The organism is Synechococcus sp. OH20 (assembly GCF_047502685.1).
Classification (GTDB): Bacteria; Cyanobacteriota; Cyanobacteriia; order Thermostichales; family Thermostichaceae; genus Thermostichus.
Genome location: NZ_JANSIQ010000052.1, coordinates 70,792 through 91,903 on the forward strand (window position 1 = coordinate 70,792; position 21,112 = coordinate 91,903).

21 protein-coding genes are annotated in these 21,112 nt (G+C 62.0%); 10 read left to right on the forward strand and 11 right to left on the reverse strand.

All coding sequences use genetic code 11. The features are described 5' to 3' along the window. Window positions 1-24: 24 nt before the first annotated feature. The 5 genes from radA to trpB all read right to left on the reverse strand — a co-directional run bounded on the left by radA (window position 25) and on the right by trpB (window position 5,490). Window positions 25-1,437, reverse strand: coding sequence for a DNA repair protein RadA (gene radA / locus NW826_RS10920; protein ID WP_414510161.1), 1,413 nt, complete (start codon window positions 1,435-1,437; stop codon window positions 25-27). Window positions 1,438-1,526: 89 nt separating this feature from the next. After that, complete coding sequence (gene aroC / locus NW826_RS10925) at window positions 1,527-2,663, reverse strand: chorismate synthase (RefSeq protein ID WP_414510139.1); 1,137 nt, start codon at window positions 2,661-2,663, stop codon at window positions 1,527-1,529. 71 nt (window positions 2,664-2,734) lie between these two features. Then, complete coding sequence (locus NW826_RS10930) at window positions 2,735-3,475, reverse strand: pantothenate kinase (RefSeq protein ID WP_414510140.1); 741 nt, start codon at window positions 3,473-3,475, stop codon at window positions 2,735-2,737. Beyond that, window positions 3,465-4,223, reverse strand: a complete 759-nt coding sequence (locus NW826_RS10935) for an AMMECR1 domain-containing protein (RefSeq protein ID WP_414510141.1) — start codon at window positions 4,221-4,223, stop codon at window positions 3,465-3,467. The genes NW826_RS10930 and NW826_RS10935 overlap by 11 nt, the downstream gene beginning before the upstream one ends. Window positions 4,224-4,230: 7 nt before the next feature. Beyond that, the gene (gene trpB / locus NW826_RS10940) at window positions 4,231-5,490 is read right to left on the reverse strand and encodes a tryptophan synthase subunit beta (RefSeq protein ID WP_414332926.1); all 1,260 of its coding nucleotides are present in this window, start codon (window positions 5,488-5,490) and stop codon (window positions 4,231-4,233) included. Between the two features lie 189 nt (window positions 5,491-5,679). Here trpB and NW826_RS10945 point away from each other — a divergent pair, with 189 nt between their 5' ends. From NW826_RS10945 to NW826_RS10965, 5 genes are all read left to right on the forward strand, one after another. Further along, on the forward strand, window positions 5,680-6,039 hold the full coding sequence (locus tag NW826_RS10945; RefSeq protein WP_414371701.1) for a hypothetical protein: 360 nt from the start codon (window positions 5,680-5,682) through the stop codon (window positions 6,037-6,039). A gap of 143 nt (window positions 6,040-6,182) precedes the next feature. Further along, the gene (locus NW826_RS10950; protein ID WP_414510142.1) at window positions 6,183-6,701 is read left to right on the forward strand and encodes a hypothetical protein; all 519 of its coding nucleotides are present in this window, start codon (window positions 6,183-6,185) and stop codon (window positions 6,699-6,701) included. A 48-nt stretch (window positions 6,702-6,749) separates the two neighbouring features. Then, entirely contained in the window at window positions 6,750-7,298 is a 549-nt protein-coding gene (locus tag NW826_RS10955) for a hypothetical protein (RefSeq protein WP_414510143.1), read from the forward strand. Beyond that, window positions 7,298-8,845: an Hsp70 family protein gene (locus tag NW826_RS10960; RefSeq protein ID WP_414510144.1), complete on the forward strand. Its 1,548-nt coding sequence runs from the start codon at window positions 7,298-7,300 to the stop codon at window positions 8,843-8,845. The genes NW826_RS10955 and NW826_RS10960 overlap by 1 nt, the downstream gene beginning before the upstream one ends. Before the next feature lie 245 nt (window positions 8,846-9,090). Beyond that, a complete protein-coding gene (locus NW826_RS10965; RefSeq protein WP_414510145.1) occupies window positions 9,091-10,467 on the forward strand; it encodes a 1-acyl-sn-glycerol-3-phosphate acyltransferase in 1,377 nt (458 codons plus the stop codon). A 192-nt stretch (window positions 10,468-10,659) separates the two neighbouring features. Here NW826_RS10965 and NW826_RS10970 read toward each other — a convergent pair whose 3' ends face one another. From NW826_RS10970 to NW826_RS10980, 3 genes are all read right to left on the reverse strand, one after another. Continuing rightward, entirely contained in the window at window positions 10,660-11,580 is a 921-nt protein-coding gene (locus NW826_RS10970) for an ARPP-1 family domain-containing protein (RefSeq protein ID WP_414510146.1), read from the reverse strand. Window positions 11,581-11,841: 261 nt separating this feature from the next. Further along, the gene (locus NW826_RS10975; RefSeq protein WP_414360509.1) at window positions 11,842-11,955 is read right to left on the reverse strand and encodes a photosystem I reaction center subunit VIII; all 114 of its coding nucleotides are present in this window, start codon (window positions 11,953-11,955) and stop codon (window positions 11,842-11,844) included. Window positions 11,956-11,993: 38 nt separating this feature from the next. Further along, a complete protein-coding gene (locus tag NW826_RS10980) occupies window positions 11,994-12,464 on the reverse strand; it encodes a photosystem I reaction center protein subunit XI (RefSeq protein ID WP_414332937.1) in 471 nt (156 codons plus the stop codon). Between the two features lie 503 nt (window positions 12,465-12,967). Here NW826_RS10980 and NW826_RS10985 point away from each other — a divergent pair. Further along, a complete protein-coding gene (locus NW826_RS10985) occupies window positions 12,968-13,693 on the forward strand; it encodes a response regulator (RefSeq protein WP_414332939.1) in 726 nt (241 codons plus the stop codon). On the opposite strand, the gene NW826_RS10990 is transcribed toward NW826_RS10985, so the two are convergent. Further along, window positions 13,690-15,033 carry a CCA tRNA nucleotidyltransferase gene (locus tag NW826_RS10990; protein WP_414332940.1) on the reverse strand — a complete coding sequence of 448 codons (1,344 nt, stop codon included), beginning with the start codon at window positions 15,031-15,033 and terminating at the stop codon, window positions 13,690-13,692. The two genes, NW826_RS10985 and NW826_RS10990, sit on opposite strands and share 4 nt — an antisense overlap. A gap of 170 nt (window positions 15,034-15,203) precedes the next feature. Here NW826_RS10990 and NW826_RS10995 point away from each other — a divergent pair, with 170 nt between their 5' ends. The 4 genes from NW826_RS10995 to NW826_RS11010 all read left to right on the forward strand — a co-directional run bounded on the left by NW826_RS10995 (window position 15,204) and on the right by NW826_RS11010 (window position 18,019). After that, window positions 15,204-16,232, forward strand: coding sequence for a rod shape-determining protein (locus tag NW826_RS10995; RefSeq protein WP_414332942.1), 1,029 nt, complete (start codon window positions 15,204-15,206; stop codon window positions 16,230-16,232). A gap of 114 nt (window positions 16,233-16,346) precedes the next feature. Further along, window positions 16,347-17,063 carry a rod shape-determining protein MreC gene (gene mreC / locus NW826_RS11000; RefSeq protein ID WP_414332944.1) on the forward strand — a complete coding sequence of 239 codons (717 nt, stop codon included), beginning with the start codon at window positions 16,347-16,349 and terminating at the stop codon, window positions 17,061-17,063. Beyond that, window positions 17,041-17,673 carry a rod shape-determining protein MreD gene (gene mreD / locus NW826_RS11005; protein ID WP_414332946.1) on the forward strand — a complete coding sequence of 211 codons (633 nt, stop codon included), beginning with the start codon at window positions 17,041-17,043 and terminating at the stop codon, window positions 17,671-17,673. The genes mreC and mreD overlap by 23 nt, the downstream gene beginning before the upstream one ends. Before the next feature lie 118 nt (window positions 17,674-17,791). Continuing rightward, window positions 17,792-18,019, forward strand: coding sequence for an indolepyruvate ferredoxin oxidoreductase subunit alpha (locus NW826_RS11010; RefSeq protein ID WP_414332947.1), 228 nt, complete (start codon window positions 17,792-17,794; stop codon window positions 18,017-18,019). Window positions 18,020-18,063: 44 nt separating this feature from the next. Here NW826_RS11010 and NW826_RS11015 read toward each other — a convergent pair whose 3' ends face one another. Both NW826_RS11015 and NW826_RS11020 read right to left on the reverse strand, forming a co-directional pair. Beyond that, complete coding sequence (locus NW826_RS11015; protein WP_414332949.1) at window positions 18,064-18,588, reverse strand: YIP1 family protein; 525 nt, start codon at window positions 18,586-18,588, stop codon at window positions 18,064-18,066. A gap of 539 nt (window positions 18,589-19,127) precedes the next feature. Continuing rightward, a complete protein-coding gene (locus tag NW826_RS11020; protein ID WP_414510147.1) occupies window positions 19,128-21,047 on the reverse strand; it encodes a protein kinase domain-containing protein in 1,920 nt (639 codons plus the stop codon). Window positions 21,048-21,112 lie beyond the last annotated feature (65 nt).

Here is a 21,112-nt window from a genome sequence, read left to right on the forward strand (position 1 = left end):
GCTGGGCCAGTTGGGGATCCCCTCTCACTGGGTAGGCTCGGAGCTGGGCAGAGCCACCAGCAGGGCCTCCAGCAGCCGCTGCACCCGGCTGAGGCGCAGGCCAGCGTCGGCCAAAACAGGGCTGTTGGGGATGATGGCGTGGCGGAACCCCAGCTTGGCGGCTTCCTTGAGGCGCTGCTCCAACTGCGGCACCGGGCGCACCTGCCCCCCCAGGCCCACCTCGCCAATCAAGACCGTGAAGGGATCCACCTGGCGATCCCGGAAGCTGGCGGCCACGGCCACCGCCACCCCCAAGTCGGCAGCCGGCTCGGCCACCTGGATGCCGCCGGCGGAGGCGATGTAGGCGTCGTATTTGGAAAGCGGGATCCCCACCCGTTTTTCCAGCACCGCCAAGATCTGCAGAAAGCGGTTGAGCTCGATGCCGGTGGCGGTGCGGCGGGGGGAGCTGTAGCTGGTGGGGCTGACCAGGGCCTGCACCTCGACCACCAAAGGGCGGGTGCCCTCACAGGCGACAATGGTGGCTGTTCCTGGCGTGGCCTGATCCCGGCTGCTCAAAAAAAGCTGCGAGGGGTTGTCTACTTCCACCAAGCCAGAGGCAGTCATCTCGAAAACGCCGATTTCCTGGGCTGCCCCAAAGCGGTTTTTGACGGCGCGCAGCAGGCGGTGGCTCTGAAAGCGATCCCCCTCGAAGTACAAGACGGTGTCCACTAAGTGCTCCAGCACCTTGGGCCCGGCCAGGGATCCATCTTTGGTGACATGGCCAACGATGAGCAGGGCCACCCCCAGTTTTTTGGCCACCCGCATCAAGAGGCCGGCACATTCCCGCACCTGGGAGACGGATCCCGGCGCTGAGCTAAGCTGCCCCCAGAAGATGGCCTGAATGCTGTCAATGATGGTCACCTGCGGCTGCAGAGCCTGGATCTCGGCCAGAATGGCCTCCAGCTCGGTCTCGGCCAATAGGTAGAGCTGCTCACTTTCTATCCCCAGCCCCTCCGTCCCGCCGAGGCGATCTGCACGCAGCTTAATCTGCTGGGCCGATTCCTCCCCCGACACGTACAAGACAGGCCCGCCCTTGGCCAGATGAGCAGCAGTCTGCAGCAGCAGAGTGCTTTTGCCGATGCCCGGATCCCCGCCGATCAACACCAGGGATCCCGGTACAATGCCGCCCCCCAACACGCGGTCGAACTCGCCAAAGCCCGAGGAAAGGCGGGGGTGGCGATCCGAGTGCACCTGAGCGAGAGGAAGGGCTGCCTGGGGGATCCCGCTGCCGCGGCTGCGCGGGGGGACAAGACGCTGGGGTGACCCAGACTTGGGAGAGGGGGTGAGAACCACCTCCGTCAGGGTATTCCAGGCGCCACAGTTGTCGCAGCGGCCCAAAAACTTGGGATAGCGCTCGCCGCACTGGCTACACTCCCAGACGGTTTTGGCCTTGGCCATGAGCAGGGATCCCGCCTCTTTCTCAGGATACAAAGACTCGATCCCGCTGGCGCAATCAGGATCTCCGCAAGGGCTCCGACCGGCTGCCGCTAACTGTGGGGCACAGGAACGGCAGGAATGGGCACCTCCGGCAAGACTAGGGATCCGCACTGGCCGTGGTGGCGCAGCAGATGGTCACAGAGCACCAAAGCCACCATCGCCTCCACCATCGGCACCGCCCGCGGCAGCACACAGGGATCGTGGCGCCCCCGCGCCGCCAAGACCGTCTCCTGCCCGTCGAGGGTGACCGTGCTTTGGGGCTGGCGAATGGTGGCGGTGGGCTTGAAGGCCACCCGCAGGACGATATCTTCCCCGTTGCTGATGCCCCCCTGGATGCCGCCGGAGCGGTTGCTGCGGGTGCGCCAGCCGCTGGGGGTCATGTAAAACTCATCGTTGTGCTGCTTGCCCGTCAGGTAGGTGCCGGCAAACCCCGACCCAATCTCAAACCCCTTGCTGGCCGGCAGCGACATCACCGCCTTGGCCAGGTCGGCTTCTAGTTTGTCAAACACGGGGCAGCCCAGCCCGCGGGGCACATTGCGGGCCACGCACTCCACCACTCCCCCGAGAGAATCCCCTTCCCGCGCCGCTGCTTCGATTTTGTCAATCATTGCCGCCGCCGCTTCTGGGTCGGGGCAGCGGACAATGTTGGCTTCCACCTGCTCGGCTGTTACTGAGCTGGGATCCACCTGCGCCTCCACGTCTTTGACCCGCTGCACATAGGCCAGGATCTCCACCCCTGCCGCCAGACGCAGGATCTTCTTGGCAATGGCCCCGGCGGCCACCCGGCCAATGGTCTCCCGCGCCGAGGCCCGTCCTCCCCCCTGCCAGTTGCGGATGCCGTACTTAGCCTGGTAGGTGGCGTCGGCATGGGAAGGGCGAAAGGTGGTGGCCATTTCGCGGTAGTCCTGGGGGCGGGCATCCTGGTTGCGCACCAGGATGTGGATGGGTGTGCCCAGCGTAAAGCCCTGGAAAACCCCGGAGAGTATCTCGCAGCGATCCGCCTCCTGGCGCGGCGTGGTGATGGAGCTCTGGCCAGGGCGGCGCCGATCCAGCTCCGCCTGGATGTCGGCCTCGCTTAAGGGCAGCCGCGGCGGGCAGCCGTCCACCACCACCCCCACCGCCCCCCCGTGGGACTCGCCGTAGGTGGTGACGCAAAACAAGACGCCGAAGGAGTTGCCGTTGGCCATGGGATCCCTGGGTTGCCGAAAGTTGAAAACCTGCCCGTTTTGGAGAGGGTCTGACCCTTGAGGGACTGTTTTTATTCTGCACCAGGGAACTGCCGAGCAGCGCGGTGCAACTGACGGCAGCCGGCGATCCCCCGCAACACCAGGTGGGGATCCCAGCGCAGCTCTGCGTCAAGGGGCCGCAGGTGGGGGTAGAGCAGCTCGCCATCGCCGCCGGTTACTAGCAGGGGCCCCTGGGGAAAGCGGCGCCGCCAGTCGGCGATGAAGTCCTGCAAGCCGGCCAGCAGGGTGTGGAGAATGCCGCTGCGGATGGCAGCCCCAGTGTCCCTGGCCCAGCGGGGGGGCAAGGGATCCGCTGCCTCCCACTCCACTTTGGGCAGGCGGGCGGTGTGGTCGGCCAGTGCCTGTGCCTGCAGCCCTAGGCCGGGCAGGATCGCCCCTCCCAGCAGGGATCCCTCCGGGTCAGCCCCCGTCAGGGTTAGGGCGGTGCCGGCGTCGATGACCAGACAGGGCCAGCCGTAGTGGATGCCGGCAGCCCAGACGGCCAGCGCCCGATCCAGCCCCAGGCCGGGGTAGGGATCCCGCAGCGGCACCTGGGAGAGTCCAAGGCAATGCACCCACGGGGATCCCGGCGGCAAAGGGGCAGAGCCAACGGCAGCCAGCCACAGCTCCGTCTCTTCCGGCCAGGACAAGGGCCGGTGGGCAGGGAACTGTTCCACCTTGACCAAGGTCTCCCCCACAAACCAGCCCCAGCGCACGTGGGTGTTGCCCAGCACCGCCGCCAGCCACCGGTCGGGTTGGGCCTCAAAACTCATGCAGCAGCTCCGCCTCCACGCGAAACAGCTCCACCGGCTGATCCGCAGGGATCCCGGCCAACCTTTTGGCGGTGGAAAGCTGCCATTCCGTTGTCAGGGCTTCTCCGGGCAGCAACACCGCCCCCCGCGTGCCCGTGCGAATGAACAGGCCCATGCGGGTGGGATCCACCTGCTCCAGCGAGGGGATGGGCACCACCCGTCGCACGATGGCCACCTGGATGGACGCCGACTCCAGCTCCCCAGGTCGCAGGGGCGGATAGCGCCAGTCGCGGGTAACAGCCCCCACCGCTGCCCGGATGGTGGCCCTGGCCAGATCCTCGCCGCCGGGATCCAAGCTGCCCCAACAGCCGCGGGGCCGCCCCTCCCTGGTCACCGTAACAAAAACTCCCGCCGGGCGCCGCCAGTGGGGCGGGATCTCTTCTGGGGCGGGCAGCACCTGGCCAGTGGCGAAGTAGTGGGCGATGGCCTGCCGCGCCAGGGCCGGCAGCGTCTCAGGAAGGGGTGGCGGCTGGCCGGGAGCGGGGATCCCTGTCCCCTTCGCCTCTTCCTCCCTGGGGTCGACCAAGGCGCCTGCCCAGAAAGTCGTGGCCGGGGACGGGATCCCGCCAACGCGCCCGGAAACCTCTGGCTGGGATCCAACCAGCAGCACTAGCCCCGCCCCCAGAAACAAGGTCAGTAGGCCGAGCAGGTGAACGGCAAAGGTGGACATGGGCAGGGATCCCCTTGGCAAGGGAGAGAGGGTTGGCAACCCAACTCTAGGCTAGGCTACGCCCCCGCTGCTGCAGGTACTGGAAAACGGTGTTCAAGTCCTTGTCGCCCCGCCCGGAGCAATTGACCACCACCCGCTGCTGGGGGCCAAGCTGCGGCGCCAAAGTCTTCAGGTAGGCCAGGGCATGGGCTGTCTCCAGAGCAGGGATGATCCCTTCCAGGCGTGACAGCAGCAGCAGCGCCTCCACCGCCTCGTCGTCGGTAACCGCGTAGTACTCGGCCCGCCCGATCTCTTTTAGGTAGCTGTGCTCCGGCCCTACGCCAGGGTAGTCCAGACCGGCGCTGATGGAATGGGCCTCCTGTACCTGGCCTTCCTCGTCCTGCAGCAGGTAGCTCATGGCCCCGTGCAAGACCCCAATGCGACCGCGGCTGAGGGTGGCGGCGTGGCGGGATGTGTGCAAACCCTCCCCGGCAGCCTCAATACCGATGAGCCGCACCTGAGGATCGCGGATAAACTCGTTGAACAGGCCCAGGGCATTGGAGCCGCCGCCCACACAGGCCAGCAGCACGTCCGGCAACCCTCCCCATTTCTCCTGGCACTGCTGCCGCGTCTCCTGGCCGATGACATCGTGAAAGGCCCGCACCAGCTTCGGGTAGGGGTGGGGCCCGGCCACCGTGCCAATGACGTAGTGGGTGGTCTCCACATGGGTTACCCAGTCGCGGATGGCCTCGGAGAGGGCATCTTTGAGGGTGGCCGTGCCGGCTTCCACCCCGCGCACCTCAGCGCCCAACAGGCGCATCCGCTGCACGTTGGGGGCCTGCCGCTCCATATCCAGCGCCCCCATGTAGATGACGCATTCCAGGCCGAAGCGGGCGCACACCGTTGCCGTGGCCACCCCATGTTGGCCGGCGCCGGTCTCGGCGATGATCCGCCGCTTGCCCATGCGCACCGCCAGCAGCACTTGGCCGAGGGCGTTGTTGATCTTGTGGGCGCCGGTGTGGTTGAGGTCTTCCCGTTTAAGGTAGATCTGGGGGCCGCCGTAGTGTTCGGTAAGCCGCTGGGCAAAGTAAAGCGGGCTGGGCCGACCGACAAAATCCCGCAACAAGCTGTGCAACTCGGCGCGAAACTCGGGATCCTGCCAGTGCCGCTCAAAGGCTTCCTCCAGCTCCGTCAGGGCGCTCATCAGGGTTTCCGGCACAAAGCGGCCCCCAAACGGCCCAAACCGGCCCTGGGGATCCGGGCGCACCTGTGGGTCAAGGGGATCCCAAGCAACAGCGTGGGCAGCAGCAAGAGGAGTTGAGGTCATGGCAAATCTGTTGGTGCGGGCTGGGCAGCCGGCAATAGGAGACAGGCCTCCCTATTTTACAAAAGTCGGAAACGCGGGAAGGCGACTATTTGCCGCCCTAGAGGGTGGGATCCCGCCAAAACCGGCTTTGAATAGGGGACTTCCAGGGATCTTTAGGATGAGGCCGTCTGATTTTGGGGAGCGGCCTTTATGGACAAGCATCTGCAAGAGTTGCTCCAGCAAGAAGATCAAAAGCGCATAGACGAAGAACTACGCCGCACCTATGCCCTTTCTCAAAAGTCTCAGGGAGTGGCAATCTTTTTGTCGTTATTGCTGGCTTTTGCAGCCTACATTTATACGCGGCGATGGAAAGCGCTGATGGTCTTTTTGGGGTGGTGCATTTTTGTTGGTGTGTTGTTTGGCGACGAAGAAGGAGAAGTTTCTCTCCCTGGACTTTTTCTGGCCTCCACCTGGGCAGCAGTGGACAACTGCGCCGCTATCCAGCGAGCTAGAGAAAAAATTGAACTGCTGCGCTCCGGGCAAAACCTCGATAGCGACCGGCGGAGTTAATCGACATCAAATCAACAAGCTGGAAACCCTATCCTTCTCCCCTCTCCCTGTGGGAGAGGGGTTGGGGGTGAGGGATCCCTTTGCCAGCAGCAGTTTAGAAAAAAGGAGCCTAGAATGGCCGCAGATCCGAAAAACTCGAAACCATGAGATCTGCTGCTCGCCTAGCCTGTCTGCTCGCCGGTCTCCTTGTGGGAAAAGAGATCCCGGCTCTGGCCTCACCCGCTCTTTTGGTGCTGGCCCAGTCAGGGTATCAACCTTACATCAATGTCCGCTTTGGCTACCGCCTCGACTATCCGGCTGATTTTGTCCCCCAAGGGGAATCCGACAGCGGCGACGGCCAGGTGTTCATCGGCAAAGAGGGGGCCGAGCTGCGCGTTTGGGGTGGGTACAATATTTTTCAAGCAACGCCCGCCAGCGCCCTGCAAGAGGAGTTGCAGCGCAGCCGAGAAAGCGGACGCCGGGTTACCTATCAAGTTGCCGGTCGGGATTTTTTCGTGGTCTCCGGCTACGAGCCAGGCAGCTTGCGGATTTTCTATCTCAAAAAGCTTGTCCGCCCCTCTCTAGAGGCTGGCTTTGAATTGGTCTATCCGGCCAGCCGGCGCGAGCGCTACGACCGGGATGTGGAAGCCATAGCCCGCTCCCTGCGCTTTGAGGATCCCTGACCCAGGCCCCAGTTGGGGCATGATCATAGGGATCCCTGGCAAAACCCAATGGCCGAGAGACCGCTGGACAGTTGGCTGCGGGAACGGATGCAAGCCGTTGGCCTTTCCTCATGGCAGGCCTTGCAAGCTCAAGCAGGGATCAGCCGCCGCGCCCTCGATCAGGTGCGCCAAGGGCGGTGGGGATCCCTGCGCCTGGAGCAACTGCAAAAGTTGGCTGCCGCTCTCCGGTGGGATGTGGGATCCCTGCTTGGCGGCGGAAGGGGCTCTGACAATGCAGAGGCAATCTTCTCCCTGCTGCAGCCGCTGCTGACCAGCTACCCCACCGTCCGCGAGATTGCCCGGCGCAAGCCGGATTGGCCGGCCCAGAACGTGACGGCTCTGTTCCGGTCGCTGGATGCCCTGCTGCAGCAGTGGGGGTATGAAGCTATCGGCAGCCCTCTTGAATCTGTCCCCTTCGACCCGCAACTGCACCAGCCGGATCAGCCGGACATTCGGCCCGGGGATCCCGTCTATATCCGCTTTGTCGGCTACCGCTGCGGCGATCGCATTCTCTGCCCGGCCAAAGTTAGTCACTCCCTGCCCGGAGGATTGAGCTGATGGCACCCGTCCCCAAAGCGACGCTGGCTATTGATTTTGGCACCAGCAACACCGTGGTGGCGGTTTGGGATCCCGTCCAAGAAGCGCCCCGCCTGCTCAGCCTTCCCGGCCTCTCCCGCCCCAGTTACGCGGCTATTCCCAGCCTGGTCTACGTCAAGGGAAAAGGCCAACTTCTGGTGGGAGAAACCGTGCGCGCCGGGCGCTGGGGAGCAGTGGATCCGCAGCGCTTGTTTCAGGGCTTCAAGCGGGATCTGGTGGCGGAGTTTGTGCCCCCGCCGCGAGTTCTGGATGGGGAGCGCTACGATGCCGAGAGGGTAGCCCAGGCTTTTTTGCAGGCGGTGATGGAAGCCATCCAGCAAGAATACCCGCAGCCGCAACAGGTGGTGTTTACAGCTCCCGTCGGCTCTTTTGAGCGCTACTTAAACTGGCTGCGGAGGGTGGCCGGGGATCCCGTTCAGATTGTGGACGAGGCCACTGCCGCTGCCCTGGGCTATGCGGTTGGCCAGACGGGATCCCTTGTGTTGGTGGTGGATTTCGGTGGCGGCACCTTGGATCTCAGCCTGGTGCGCACCCTTCCCCCTCAGCCGGGCAACCCCGTCCTCAAGGCAGAGGTAATCGCCAAGGCAGATGCCTACGTGGGCGGATTGGACATCGACATCTGGATTGCCGAATACCTGCTGGGGCAACTGGGGCTGAGCCGGCAGCAGCTGGGGGCCCTGAGCTGGATTACCCTTTTGGAGCAGGCAGAACAGCTCAAGATTACCCTTTCTGCCCAGCCCAAGGCGGTGGGCAGTTGGTTTGACGACGAAGCCCTAACTGCCTATGAGCTGCAGTTGGATCGGCAGGTGCTGGAGGAGATTTTAGAAACCCACCAGCTCTTGGATCAAATCCGCCAGTGCCTAGACGATGTGCTTCTCACTGCCCAGGCCAGGGGAGTGGGCAAAGGCCAAATTGAGCAGGTGCTCCTGGTGGGAGGCAGCTCCCAACTGCCGGCAGTCCAAGAGCTGCTCCGCTCCTACTTTGGCAAAAAGAAAGTCCGCTGCGAACGCCCCTTCGACGCTGTGGCCTTGGGCGCCCTGCAGGTGGGCCGCCAAGTTAAGCTGGAGGATCGCCTGCACCACAGCTACGCCATCCGCCTCTGGGATCCCTTGCAAAAAAGCTATGTCTACTACCCTCTGTTTGAGCGGGGCAGCCCCTACCCCTGCCGACGCTCCGAGCCCTTGATCTTGCAGGTGGCCAACGATGGGCAAACCGAAATTCGCCTCGATGTGGGAGAAGTGGCTCAGGTGGCCCAAGCCGAGGTGGTTTACGACGAGCTGGGGCGCATGAGCAGCCGCCAACTCACTCGACAAACCGATTTTCGATCCCTGGCCCCTGGCGCCGAGCCGGCTTGCCTGGCCCGCCTGCAGCCCCCAGGCCGCGCAGGAGAAGATCGCCTCAAGGTGGAATTTGCCGTCGATGCCTCGCGGCGGCTGCTGGCCACTATCTTCGACTTGCAAACCCAGCAACTTTTGGTAGAAGCCCAGCCCGTAGCCACCCTGAGTTAGAGAGAGAAAGGCACTCAGCCTCTTGTCGCACCGAAACCCAAACAGCGCTATCTGGCCATCCTCCCCTCTCCCTCAGGGAGAGGGGCCGGGGGTGAGGGATGCCTCAGGGAGAGGGGCCGGGGGTGAGGGATGCCTCAGGGAGAGGGGCTGGGGGTGAGGGTAAATTTGAAACGACCATAACCCGATCGATTGGATGGGGATTTGATTGGGCCTAGCTTGAGGAATTCAGTATTTGAGAAAAAGCCTTGTTTTCGCCACCACCTCCCTCTTTTGCCCGTCCCCCCCTAGACTTTATCCCGCCGGCCTACAAGCCCTGGGTGCTGCGGCTTGTCCACGGGATCCTGCCGCTGCTGTTGCGGCTGAGGGTGCGGCCCTGGCTTCCTTCCGGCATTGCCAAAATCGAGGCTAGGGGTGTGGAGATCCTGGCGCAGCTCTACCACCAGTTTCAGGCGGGCCAGATCCGGCTGATTCTCGCTTTCCGGCATGTGGAGGTGGATGATCCCCTGGTGGGCCTCTACGTGCTCTCTCGCCTGATGCCGCAGGCTGCCCGTCACCAAGGGATCCCCCTCCGCAAACCCATTCACGCCCATTTTCTCTACGACCGGGGCATGCCTCTTTGGGGTGGCAGGTGGCTGGGGTGGCTACTGTCTCGCCTGGGCGGGATCCCTGTGCATCGGGGACGGCGGGTGGATCGGCTGGCGCTGGCGGCGGCGCGGCGCCTACTGCTGGACGGCCCATTTCCTTTTGGGATCGCCCCGGAAGGGGCCACCAATGGCCACAGCGAGCGGGTCAATCCTCTGGAGCCGGGAACGGCGCAACTGGCCTTTTGGTGCGCCGAAGACCTGGCCAAAGCCGGTCGTTCGGAAAAGGTGGTTGTGGTGCCCATCGGGATCCAATACCGCTACCTAAAGCCCTCTTGGAAAAAGCTGGAGCGCCTGCTAAGCCACCTCGAGCGCCTCAGTGGCCTGACGCCGCCGGCGGATCCCAAGCCTTCCGCAAACCGCCACTGTGCTCAGCGGATCTGTGGCCTGGCCCACCACCTGCTGGCCCAGATGGAAACGTTTTACGGCCTTCCCCCTCTTCCCTCTGGGGCGCCTTTCAACGCCCGCCTGGAACGGCTGCTCCACACGGCGCTGCAGACGGCCGAGACCTACTTTGGCCTATCTCCCCAAGGGGACTGGAACAGCCGCTGCCGCCGCATCGAAGAAGCCGCCTGGATCCAGATCTACCGAGAAGAATTGCGGCATCCCGGATCCCTGGCTCCGCTGCAGCGGGGGTTGCTCGACTGGAAAGCCCAGCAGGCCACCCTCTACCTACAGCACATGCGCCTGGTGGAAAGCTGCGTGGCCGTGCAGGAAGAGTACTTGCTGAGTAAGCCTTCTTTTGAGCGGCTGGCAGAAAGTGCCCTGATCCTGTTTGATGTCTTGGCCCGCCTGCGCGGCGATCCCTACCCGGCCCGGCCTCGCCTGGGTTGGCGAGAAGTTCAGGTTACGGTGGGGGATCCCATCTTGGTGAGCCAGCGATGGGAACGCCAGTACCGCCAAGGCCGCCAGGAAGCCAGACAGGCAGTAGCCGAGCTAACTCAAGATTTGCAACTTGCTCTCGAGCGCATGATCTCTTGAACCAGCAATATTGCCTAGCCGGCAGGGTTGCCTGGCACAGTTCCTCTACCCAACTCCCCTCTCCCTGAGGGAGAGGGGCTGGGGGTGAGGGATACCTCTGGGAGAGGGGCTGGGGGTGAGGGCAGCGGTGCCGAGCAATGGGGGAGTCTTTCCCAGCCAGAAAGGAAGAAGCCTGCCGGGGATCCACTGGAGTTAGTTCTCAGAAACGACTGGCCCTACTGCCGACAGGTAAACCAGCTTTTCATCGTAGAACAGCGCTGAGCCTTGGTCGCCTTGCTGCGACTCTGCCCGGTACTCCTGGCCTTCGCCCACAGTCGTTACCGCTTCCCAAGGCCATTGGGTTATGTTGGCCCAGTATTTGAGAACATCCTCAGAGGTGACCTTGGCTTGCGAGGGGGCTGCTCGCAGGGCCTCGATGGCTAGACCAGCTACCAGGCGAGGCCACAACCGGCTGCAAATCTGCGCCGTTCCGAAGAGATCCAGCGAGCGCACACGACCACCTATGGCAATGGCTAGGCCAGTTGCTCCTTTGACGTAGTCAATGTCTTTGCGGAACTTCTCGAGCTCCCGATTGTAGGTTACATAGGCAGCATCAAGGGCGGCAGTAGGGGAGCTAACACCAAGCCCGCGGTGAAGATAGGCAACGGTGTCCCATACTCTTCCCTGGTCTGAGCGATGGCCAAGTTTGTTTTTCAGCGACTGGAAGACACCCCTTTTTAACTCGTGCCGCAACTTGTTGGGGACAAAGTGCTCGGCATCGCTCATCTCGCGAGAATGGAAGTGCCACCTCCCAGCTTCTACGCAGGAAACGGGTATTGTAACCTTGCTTTTTGGCTTGATTAGGACGGTGGTGTTGAGAACCCGGTTTTGTTTGGCTCCTATCAGCTCCTGGCCTTCTACCAGCAGCAACAGAGACTCACTGTGGTTTTCCACAACTAGCTGAGGCACGGCTCCGGCCTCGCTCACCTCGGTGATGGTTGCTTCCTTGAGCTGCAGTTCAGGAAGGCGATAGGCAACTTCCTGATCCCCCTCAGAAAAGAGGGGAAAAACCTGAAAGCTGCCCTCTTGAATGGGATCGCCAATACGCAGGGCTGGAAAGTTAAGGCTGGCCATCGACTCCTCCTTCTCGTTGAAATTGAAAGGGTGTTGCGCAAGCTGCCCTTTTCCTTGTTGGTATGGGATCAGCTCGCCGGATCTCGCTCCACTCTAAAGTCCTTTGGAAGTTCCCCTTTCCCAAAAGCAAGAAGACTCAACCTCGGTCGGGTGCAGCTTTTCGGGAAGACGGCAGCGCGGACAGAAACAGCCGTTCCCCAAAAAGCAAGGGATCCCTAGAGAAGGGATCCCTCTTCTAAGACCAATTGAGACTAGAACAAATTAGTCGCGCTCAATGTACAAAAAGAGCACGGCCATGGCCACTGCCGGCAGCAGCCAACCGACAATGGGGACGAAAATCCAAGGAAGATAAGCAGCAGCGTAAGAACCGGTCATAGTTTTGCTCCTCTCCAGTGTCTTGACAAGCTTGACAACTAATTCACCAACCCTCGAAAGATGGCGTCGATCCCGGCAAAGTTCTCCAACAGGAAGTAGGCAGCAAAGACGCCACCCATGCCTCCCAAGAAAAATCCTGCCGTCAGATCCCCCCAGCCACGCGCCGTAGATAGAGGATTGGCTCCCGGCGTTTCCGGCTTGTTTCCAAAGGTAACACTGCCATACGCAGACATGCAGGCGGTTCCCAGCAACACAATCACCATGGCCGTGACCAGCCCACCCAAATTGGCCGCCTCAGGATAGTCGCGCAGCGGGCCCACCACGATTTCCGGCCCCACCAAGAAATAGCCATGCGCCAACCCAATCTCCAGCCCCCGCAACAGCGGCGATAGGCCAGGACGGTTGATGGGGAGATTGTTGATAAACAGACGGGTGACAGGAGAATCGCTAATAGGCGTCGAAAGATGCCCCTCGCAGGGATCGTCGTTAAAGGTGCGAATGTAATCCATGTCCGAAGGTCCTGCCTGGAATTTTGCGACTCATTCTACGAGGCTTAAGTTACGCTCTCGGCAACCCATACTCGGATCGTTAAAAAAGTTCACGCTCGCTTAACACAGAGATAGCTCCTCAGTTTGAGACTTTTCCCCAGCGCTCCACGCTGCTTCCGGGCTCTGACCCACCAGCAAACGCGAACCCCCCTGCGCAACTTACGGGGGGAGAAAAGAAAGGCTTAGACTCACCGGCTGGTGGTGAAGAACGAACGGCTTCACCTTGACCTTAAATTATCCTGAATTGCGGGGCTTTGGAACTCTTGTAGCCCCCTTCGTCGTCTCATGAGTCTGGGCAAGCGTTCTGCCCCCGTTCTCTTCCCAGCCTTTCACCCCATTGGCTGGCCTAGAAGTTTGATATCCTATCGGGGGGCTGCTGTTGAAGGTAGCGGCACTTGCCCTTCTTCCCCTGTGAGGCCGTTCGCGCAGGCGCGACGGAGTTCTGTATGCAAGCAACCCTCTCCATGACCGGTTCACTCCCTCAAACTAGGGAAGCCTCTCCCCTTCTGGAGACCCTGTTGGTGGTGGATGACGAGGATGCCATTCGGGAGACAGTTGCCCTGGCTTTGGAAGAACAGGGGTATCAAGTTTTACAGGCCGCCGATGGCCGGCAAGCGCTGGAGTTGGTGTATACGGCGGAGCGGCTGGATTTGATGATCCTGGATCTGATGTTGCCCAGCTTGAACGGCCTGGATCTCTGCCGGCTGTTGCGCAGGGAGGGCAACACGCTTCCCATTTTGATGCTGACGGCCAAAAGCAGCGAGACCGACCGGGTGGTGGGCCTGGAGCTAGGCGCCGACGACTACCTGACCAAGCCCTTCGGCATGCGGGAGCTGATCGCCCGCTGTCGCTCGGTGTTGCGCCGGCAGCAGCAGTCCCACCCCAGCGATGCCACGGTGCTCCGCTACGGGGATGTGTGCATGTTTACTCAGGAGTGTCGCGTGTTGGTGCGGGGTGTTGAGGTCAGTTTCTCCCCCAAGGAGTTTCGTCTGTTGGAGCTGTTTATGTCCAACCCCCGCCGCGTCTGGACGCGGGAGCAGCTTCTGGAGCGCATCTGGGGATCCGACTTTATGGGCGACAGCAAAACCGTGGATGTGCACATCCGCTGGCTGCGGGAAAAGTTGGAGCTGGATCCCAGCAACCCCGAGTATTTGGTAACGGTGCGCGGTTTCGGCTATCGCTTCGGCTAGTGTTCTGGGGTGTTTTGAGAGCCTCTCCCACGCCACTGGCGGGCAAAGGAGAGTGCCTCGGCACGGGTTTGGATCTGCCCCCAAGCCTGCGCCTCTTGCAGGGCTTGCAACAACTGACCTACCCAGGGGCCGGGTTTGGCCCCCAAGCTGTCCACCAGATCCTGGCCATCCAGCAGGGGCACCAGATGGGCCAAGGGATCCTGGGGATCTTCGTAGCGCTGAAGCCAAGACTCCAGCTTTTGGGGGTCGCCGCCCGTGGCTGCTGCCAACAGCGCCAGGCCGCCGAACAGGGATCCCGCCTGGTGATAGAGCCGCCACTGTTGCGCAGGGGTGGGGGAGTCGGCCAGAAGAGACTGGAGCTGAGGCAAGAGGTGGTGCAGCTTTTGGATGGCCCGCATTTCTGCGCGGCTGAAGCGCAGCCGTTCCAGCTCGGTTTCCACCACTGCTGCCGGGGTTCCCGCCGGATCCCACAGCAAGGCCGCCAGCACCGCCGCCAGCAGCCTGCTGCTCCCTTCGCGTGAGCGGTGCGGGGCACCTTCCGTCAAAGGTTGGGCCAGCTCTGCCAGGGTGCGGGGATACTGCCGTTGCCAGGTCTCGGCCCACCACCACACCGCTTGAGCTTGAAGGAAGCCCGGACTCTCCGCTTGCAAGCGGGGCAGCCAAGCCTGCAGCAACCCCGCCGCCACCGCCGCCTGCAGGTGGGCCAGCCCCGCCATCCCTGTTGCCAGCAGGGCCACCACCTCTGCTCGCACCCGTTCTGCCGCTACCTGGGCCAAAAGGGGGGCCCGCTCTCGGATCGCCTCCTCGGTGGCCGGATCCAGCGCAAACCCCAGTTGGGCCGCCTGGCGGTAGGCCCGCAGCAGCCGCACCGGGTCGGCGCTCAGGTTGTCGGGGTGTACCATGCGCATCCGGCCCTGGCGAATATCGGCTCGTCCGCCGGTGGGATCCAGCAGTTGCTCCCTTTGCAGATCCAAGGCCAGGGCATTACAGGTGAAATCCCGCTGCTCCAGATCCGCCTCTGGGGTGGGACCTGCCTGCAGCCCCACATCCACAGTTAACTTTGCCAACACCATACGGGCAATCTGCCGCTCGGCATCCAACACCACAAAGCCCGCCCGCAGCCGCCGCGCCACCCCCGCCGCCCACCCCACGGGATCCGCAGCGCACATCAGATCCAAATCCGCCGGCGCTTCCGCATCCTCGGCCCTGCCCCGCAGCCAAGCCAGGTAAGCATCCCGCAGGGATCCCCCTACCCAATAGCTCTCCGGCGGCAGCCACTTCTCAGGAAAAGGCAGCCATTTCCGGAAACAAGCCAGCAGCCATGGCAGGGCTTCGCTCATACGTTCTCGTTCGCGTCGGCGGTGTGAAGCACTTTATAGCTTAAACGGCAGGAAGCGCGGCCCCCCGCCCCTTAGAAGAGTGGGTGTCAGGGAGATTCTCCTACGGAACTGAACTATAGTAGGTACCAGAGCTTGCTGGTTCTTCCCAATAAAGACTGGAGCAACTGACCGTGGGGCTATTCAGCCGATTTTCCCGTGACATGGGCATTGATTTGGGCACTGCCAACACGCTGGTCTACGTGGCTGGGCGAGGCATTGTCCTACAAGAGCCCTCTGTGGTCGCCATCGACCAAAACACCAAGCAACCCCTGGCCGTGGGGGAAGATGCCAAAAAAATGTTGGGCCGTACTCCGGGCAACATTGTGGCGGTGCGCCCTCTGCGAGATGGGGTGATCGCCGACTTTGACACGGCGGAGATGATGCTCAAACACTTCATCCATCGCGTGCACGAGGGCCGCTACCTGATTGCTCCGCGCATTGTGATCGGGATCCCCAGCGGCGTAACCGGTGTGGAGCGACGGGCGGTAATGGAAGCGGCCCTGCAAGCCGGCTCGCGGGAGGTGTATTTGGTGGACGAGCCGGTGGCAGCAGCGATCGGGGCCGGCCTGCCGGTGCAAGAGCCCACCGGGAACATGATCATCGACATCGGCGGCGGCACCACCGAGGTGGCTGTCCTGAGTTTACAGGGGATCGTGCTGAGCGAGTCGGTGCGAGTGGCGGGAGATGAGCTGAGCGAAGCCATCATCCAGTACATGAAAAAAGTTCACAACCTCACCATTGGGGAGCGCACCGCTGAAGAGATCAAGATTCAGATCGGCTCTGCTTACCCGATTCAAGAGGAGCTGAGCATGGAAGTGCGCGGGTTACACCTGCTCTCCGGCCTGCCCCGGACCGTCACGGTGAAAAGCACCGAGATTCGCGAGAGCATGGCCGAGCCCCTCTCGGTGATCGTGGAAGCCATTAAGCGCACCCTGGAGCGCACGCCGCCGGAGTTGGCCGCCGACATCATCGACCGCGGCATCATGTTGGCCGGAGGGGGAGCGTTGCTCAAGGGCCTGGATGCTCTGATCAGCCATGAAACCGGCATCCTAGTTCACATCGCCCCCGATCCCCTCAGTTGTGTGGTGCTGGGTACTGGGCGGGTTTTGGAGGATTTTAAAACCTTGGGTCGAGTGTTGAGCGGCAGCTTCAAGGGCTAGAGGAGTTTTTCCCATCCCTGATTTGAGGTGTGAGTCGAGGATTTGAGGTGTGAGTCGAGTGGGTCAGAGAGGTATCGCTTGAATCGGCTACGCCAATGGTGGAGGCGCCATGGTTTGGGGCTGCTCCTGTCTGCTCTAGCGATGGGGGCTGCATTAGGACTGCGCCAAACCCAAGGATCCCTGTTGGTGGAGTTGTACACTTGGATCACTGCCCCGGCCCGTCCGCCTGTGGATCCCGCCGCGGTGCTCAGCCAGGCTGCCACCCGTGAGCTGCAAGCCCTGGTAGCCGAGTTGCAGTACCAAAATCGCGAGCTGAAGCGGCTGCTGCAATTTACCGAGCAAATGCCCCAAGCGGGGATCCCGGCAGCCGTGGTGGGCCGCAGCGCCGATCACTGGTGGCAACAGCTCACCCTCAACCGTGGCAGCCGGCACGGAGTCAGGGTGGGAGATGTGGTCATGGCGCCGGGCGGGTTGATCGGGCGAGTCGAGTCGGTTACTCCCAATACCAGCCGGGTGCTCCTGATCAGCGATCCCACCAGCCGTGTCGGGGTGATGTTGAGTCGCAGCCGATACATGGGCATCTTGCGAGGTACGGGCACCCAAAGCGCTGTTTTGGACTTTTTCGACAAGGCTCCCAAAGTCGAGGTGGGGGATGTGGTGGTGACCGCGGGCCTCAGCAGCTTTTATCCAGCCGGGGTTGTGGTAGGAACGGTTCGAGCGGTCAACTTGGACGCCAGCCCTGCTCCTCAAGCCACTGTCGAACTGTCGGCGCCGCTGGGCCTCTTGCAATGGGCCTTGATCTACCGCTATGCGCAACCTTCTGCTTCTTAAGCTTGGGTCTTGCCTCAATTGGGTGGTGACTGCCCTCTCAGGGGTGCTGGCAGCGGTGGCCCCTTGGTGGCGAGGGCCGGGCTTGGAGCTGGCGGGCCTAACCCCCGATTGGCCCTTGATCTGGGTGGTGTGCTGGAGCGTGCGGCGCAAGGCTTGGCAGGGGGCTGTTGCCGGGATCACGCTGGGTTTTCTGCAAGATGCGCTGACCAGCCCTTGTCCTACCCATGCGCTGGGGCTGGCCGTAGTCGGGATCCTCACCGCCAAGTTGCAAAAACAACGCTACATGCAGGAAGACTTCATTTCGGTGGCCTTGATCGTCTTCGGTATGGTGGTGATCGCCGAAACCCTGATGGCGCTGCAATGGATGTGGCTTGTGGCCTCGCAGGGATCCGAGAATCTGGATCCAGCAGGAATGCAAACTTGGCTGGATGGATTGCAGTCTCTCAGCAGCACCGGCGGCGATGGCCCGCGTTCTCTGGAGAGCATCTGGTGGAACCATCAACGCAATGCCCTCACATCTGCCATTTTAAGTAGCCTGTGGGCACCTGCCCTCTATTGGCCCCTCAGCCGTTGGTGGCAATTTCAAGAGCGAGACCTAAGAGAGAGCTAGCTTCAGCTCCGACCCCCGTTTTCGCCTAAAATGACAAAGCCATCTGCGGCCCGCCGGCAATCTTGAGCCAACTGGCCGCATTGAGATTGGATGGATTCAAATTCAGTGGGAGGGATCCATGCCCCATACCATCGTCACCGACGTTTGCGAAGGCATTGCCGACTGTGTGGAGGCCTGCCCCGTCGCCTGCATTCACCCTGGCGACAGCAAAAATGCCAAAGGCACCGACTACTTCTGGATCGACTTTGCCGCCTGCATCGACTGTGGCATTTGCTTGCAGGTTTGCCCGGTAGAAGGCGCGATTTTGCCGGAGGAAAAGCCGCATCTGCAGCGAGTGCCCCGCTAGGCTGGTGGGCTGCTTCATTCTGCTTGCTAAGCTTTGATGGCCCTCTAGCCCAGAGAAGCCAAGGCCACAATGCCGCTGGTCAGCCAGCTCAGGGCCAGGATCCCTCCTAGGAAAGCCAAGGGGATCAGGCCCACCAGGCGCCACCACTCCAGATCCAGCGCCACCGCCGCCGCCCGCACCTGCCAAACCACAAACCACAGCAGTGCTGCAAAGCCCAGCAGGGATCCCGCCACGCCGCCCAAGGATTGGGCAGGCCCCAGTAGCAGCCACGGCAAACCGGCAAACCCCGTCAAGCACAGCAGCGCGGCAAAGGAAGGGGCGGCCCGCCCCAAACAAAAGGCCAGCAACTGCAACAAAGCCGCCAAACCCACCCAGCCCAGGGATCCCATCAGTACCGCCAGTACCATGCTCGGCAGGCTTGCTCCGGAGCGGCGAATGACCTCCAGGATGTTAAGCAGCCCCACCACCCCAAAGGCTTGCCAGAGAACAGGCCGTTCCCGTAACGCCCGAAACGTGCGCTCCGGCAGAAACCAGGCGCCGTAGATGTTGTCTAACCAGGAATTGAGCATGGCTGGCAAAAAGTCAAGCTGCCTTTCATCTTAAGCCCTTGCTGAGCACTTGACAGGCACACCCCAAAAATGCGGTATGATCGACGAAGAATTCTGCGGCGTTGGTGACTGCCGTTATGTTTTTGCGATCGATACCCTTCGACAATTAGGATGGGAAGTGGATGTGAGAGCAGTAGGCCAAACTTGATTTGGAAACTATCGACAATCATCCCCGATATCCTACACTGGATTTTCCAGGTCGAAAACCACGGTAAAACGGCGCAACAGTATTCTCAAGAAGATCCTCGAAAGGGGATCTTTTTGCTGCTTGAAGGTTGCAGTTAAGTTTGTAGAGGCATTTCAAATGGCAATGAAACGTTTCTCTACGTCGTTATTGCTAGGCAAGGCTGTCCTATCCCTAACTCCCCTCTCCCTCTGGGAGAGGGGCTGGGGGTGAGGGCTGACTCCCTCTGGGAGAGGGGCTGGGGGTGAGGGAGCCATGCAAATGACCATCCAACTGGGGTTGTCTTTCGGGACGGGATCCCCTAAGAGGCCTGTTGTTAGTTTTGCACAGGCGGGACGCGGCGCAAGTTCAACAGCACCCTTGCGCTGAGGGGGCGGGTGTTGGCCAGTAGCCCCACGCTCAGCAGCAGCCAACGGTTCAAGGTGGTGCCGGCCAGCAGCCAAGCCATCAACAGGGCTGCCCCTCCCCCTTCTACCCCTGCCGCCAAGACCCAGGCCCAGGCGACTTTCCCGTGCCGGGATAGGAGGATCCCTTGCAATCCACCGACGCCAAGCCCCACCAGCAAGCCACGCAGCGGGCTGGCCATCGCCTGCAAGGCGTTCTGTGGCCAGGGATCCCTGGGATCGAAAGCGAAGGTTGCCACCCCCACCTGAGGGGCCAGGGTATCTGCTGCCACCCAGCCCAAAGCCGTGGCCAGTAGCGTAGCCGCCACCCACCGCCAAGAAACCTGCCGTCGCAATACCGCCCACTGGAGTAGCCCCATTCCCAAGCCAAGGCTGGCCCCAGCCACCGCTCCTTGGAGCGAACCCAAAGCAGCTAGGAGGGGAGCTGCCGCCCCCAGCCCCAGATAGCCAATCCCAGCCGCCGCCCAATTGGCCAGGAGCCAGACCAGGGCCAATCCTTTGCTCTGGCGGGGCTTGCCTGAGGTGGGGAGGGTGGGCTTCGGGTGGGGGCTAACCTGTTCCTGGCCGACCTGCTGTTCAACCTCGCGCAGGCCCTGTTCTGCCGAGGGGTTGCCCGGCTCCAGCCGCAGCACTCCTTGATAGTCCATCTGGGCAAGGCCCCAATGGCCCTGCCGCTGGTGGGCCAGGCCGCGGTACAGATAGTAGCGGGCTTCGTTGGGGGCGCTCTGGATCAGCTCGTTGAGCAGGTGGACGGCCATTTTGTATTCGCCTGCCTCGATCAAATGCACCGCCCGCTGGAGCTTTTCCGCCTCAGCTTCCGACGCAGCCGCCTGCTGGCCAAACCCCGCAGGGATCCGCTGAAGAGAAACCTGTTGAGGAGGAGCCGAGGAGGCGGGAGGCGGGATCTGATCCCCATAGACGGCTCGGAGCTGCTGGGCCAGCTCCTCCATGGTGGCCGGGCGAAGGGCAGGGTCTTTCTCCAAGCAACGCAGCACCACCCTTTCCAGGGCCTCAGGGATGGGGTGGGGCAACGGATGGTCTTGAAAGGGGCGGGGCTGTTGGAAGTTGTGGACGTGGTACCAGCCCTGCAGGGTGTCGGTCTCTGGCTCGAAGGGCAGGGCACCGGTTAACAGCTCGTACAGCACCACCCCCAGCGAATAGATGTCGGAGCGGGCATCCAGCTTCTCTCCCCGCATCTGCTCCGGGGAAGCATAGACCATCGTGCCCAAAAAATACCCGGTTTGCGTCAGGCCACGGGAGGTCTCCCCCATGAGCTTGGAAATGCCGAAGTCCAGGATCTTGACCCGTTCCTTGCCGTCGGGCCCTTTTTGCACAAAGATGTTGCTGGGCTTGATATCGCGGTGGATGACCCCTCGAATCGAGTGTTTGCCCAGATCCATGTGAAAGTTGTGGGCGTGGTGCAGGGCCGAGCAAATTTGCAATGCCAAGTTCACCACCCGCTCTGGGCGCAAGGGGCCTTCCCGTGCCAACACATAGTCCAACCCCTGGCCGGTGTAGGGTTGGGCATTCAGGTACTCCATCACCAGGTAGGGCTGGTTTTGGTAGAGGCCATAGGAGCGCACCTGCACAATGTTGGGGTGCTCGCCCAACAGAGCGCTGACCCTGGCCTCGTCCAGGAAGCGCTGCTGCAGTTGCTGGTAATACTCCGGCTCCATGTCTGGCGGCGGCGGGCGCAACAACTTGACGGCCACCGGCTCGTCATTCAACTGGGTATCCACCGCCTCGAACACATTGCCGTAGCCACCCTCGCTGATGTGGTGGGTCAGTCGGTAGCGGTTGCCGATCAGTTGTCCAATGAGGCGCTGGTTCATGGAGGAGGACGGCCAGCCGAGGAGAGGACTTACCTAAATGATTCTAGTCAGCTTGAGGGCGCAAG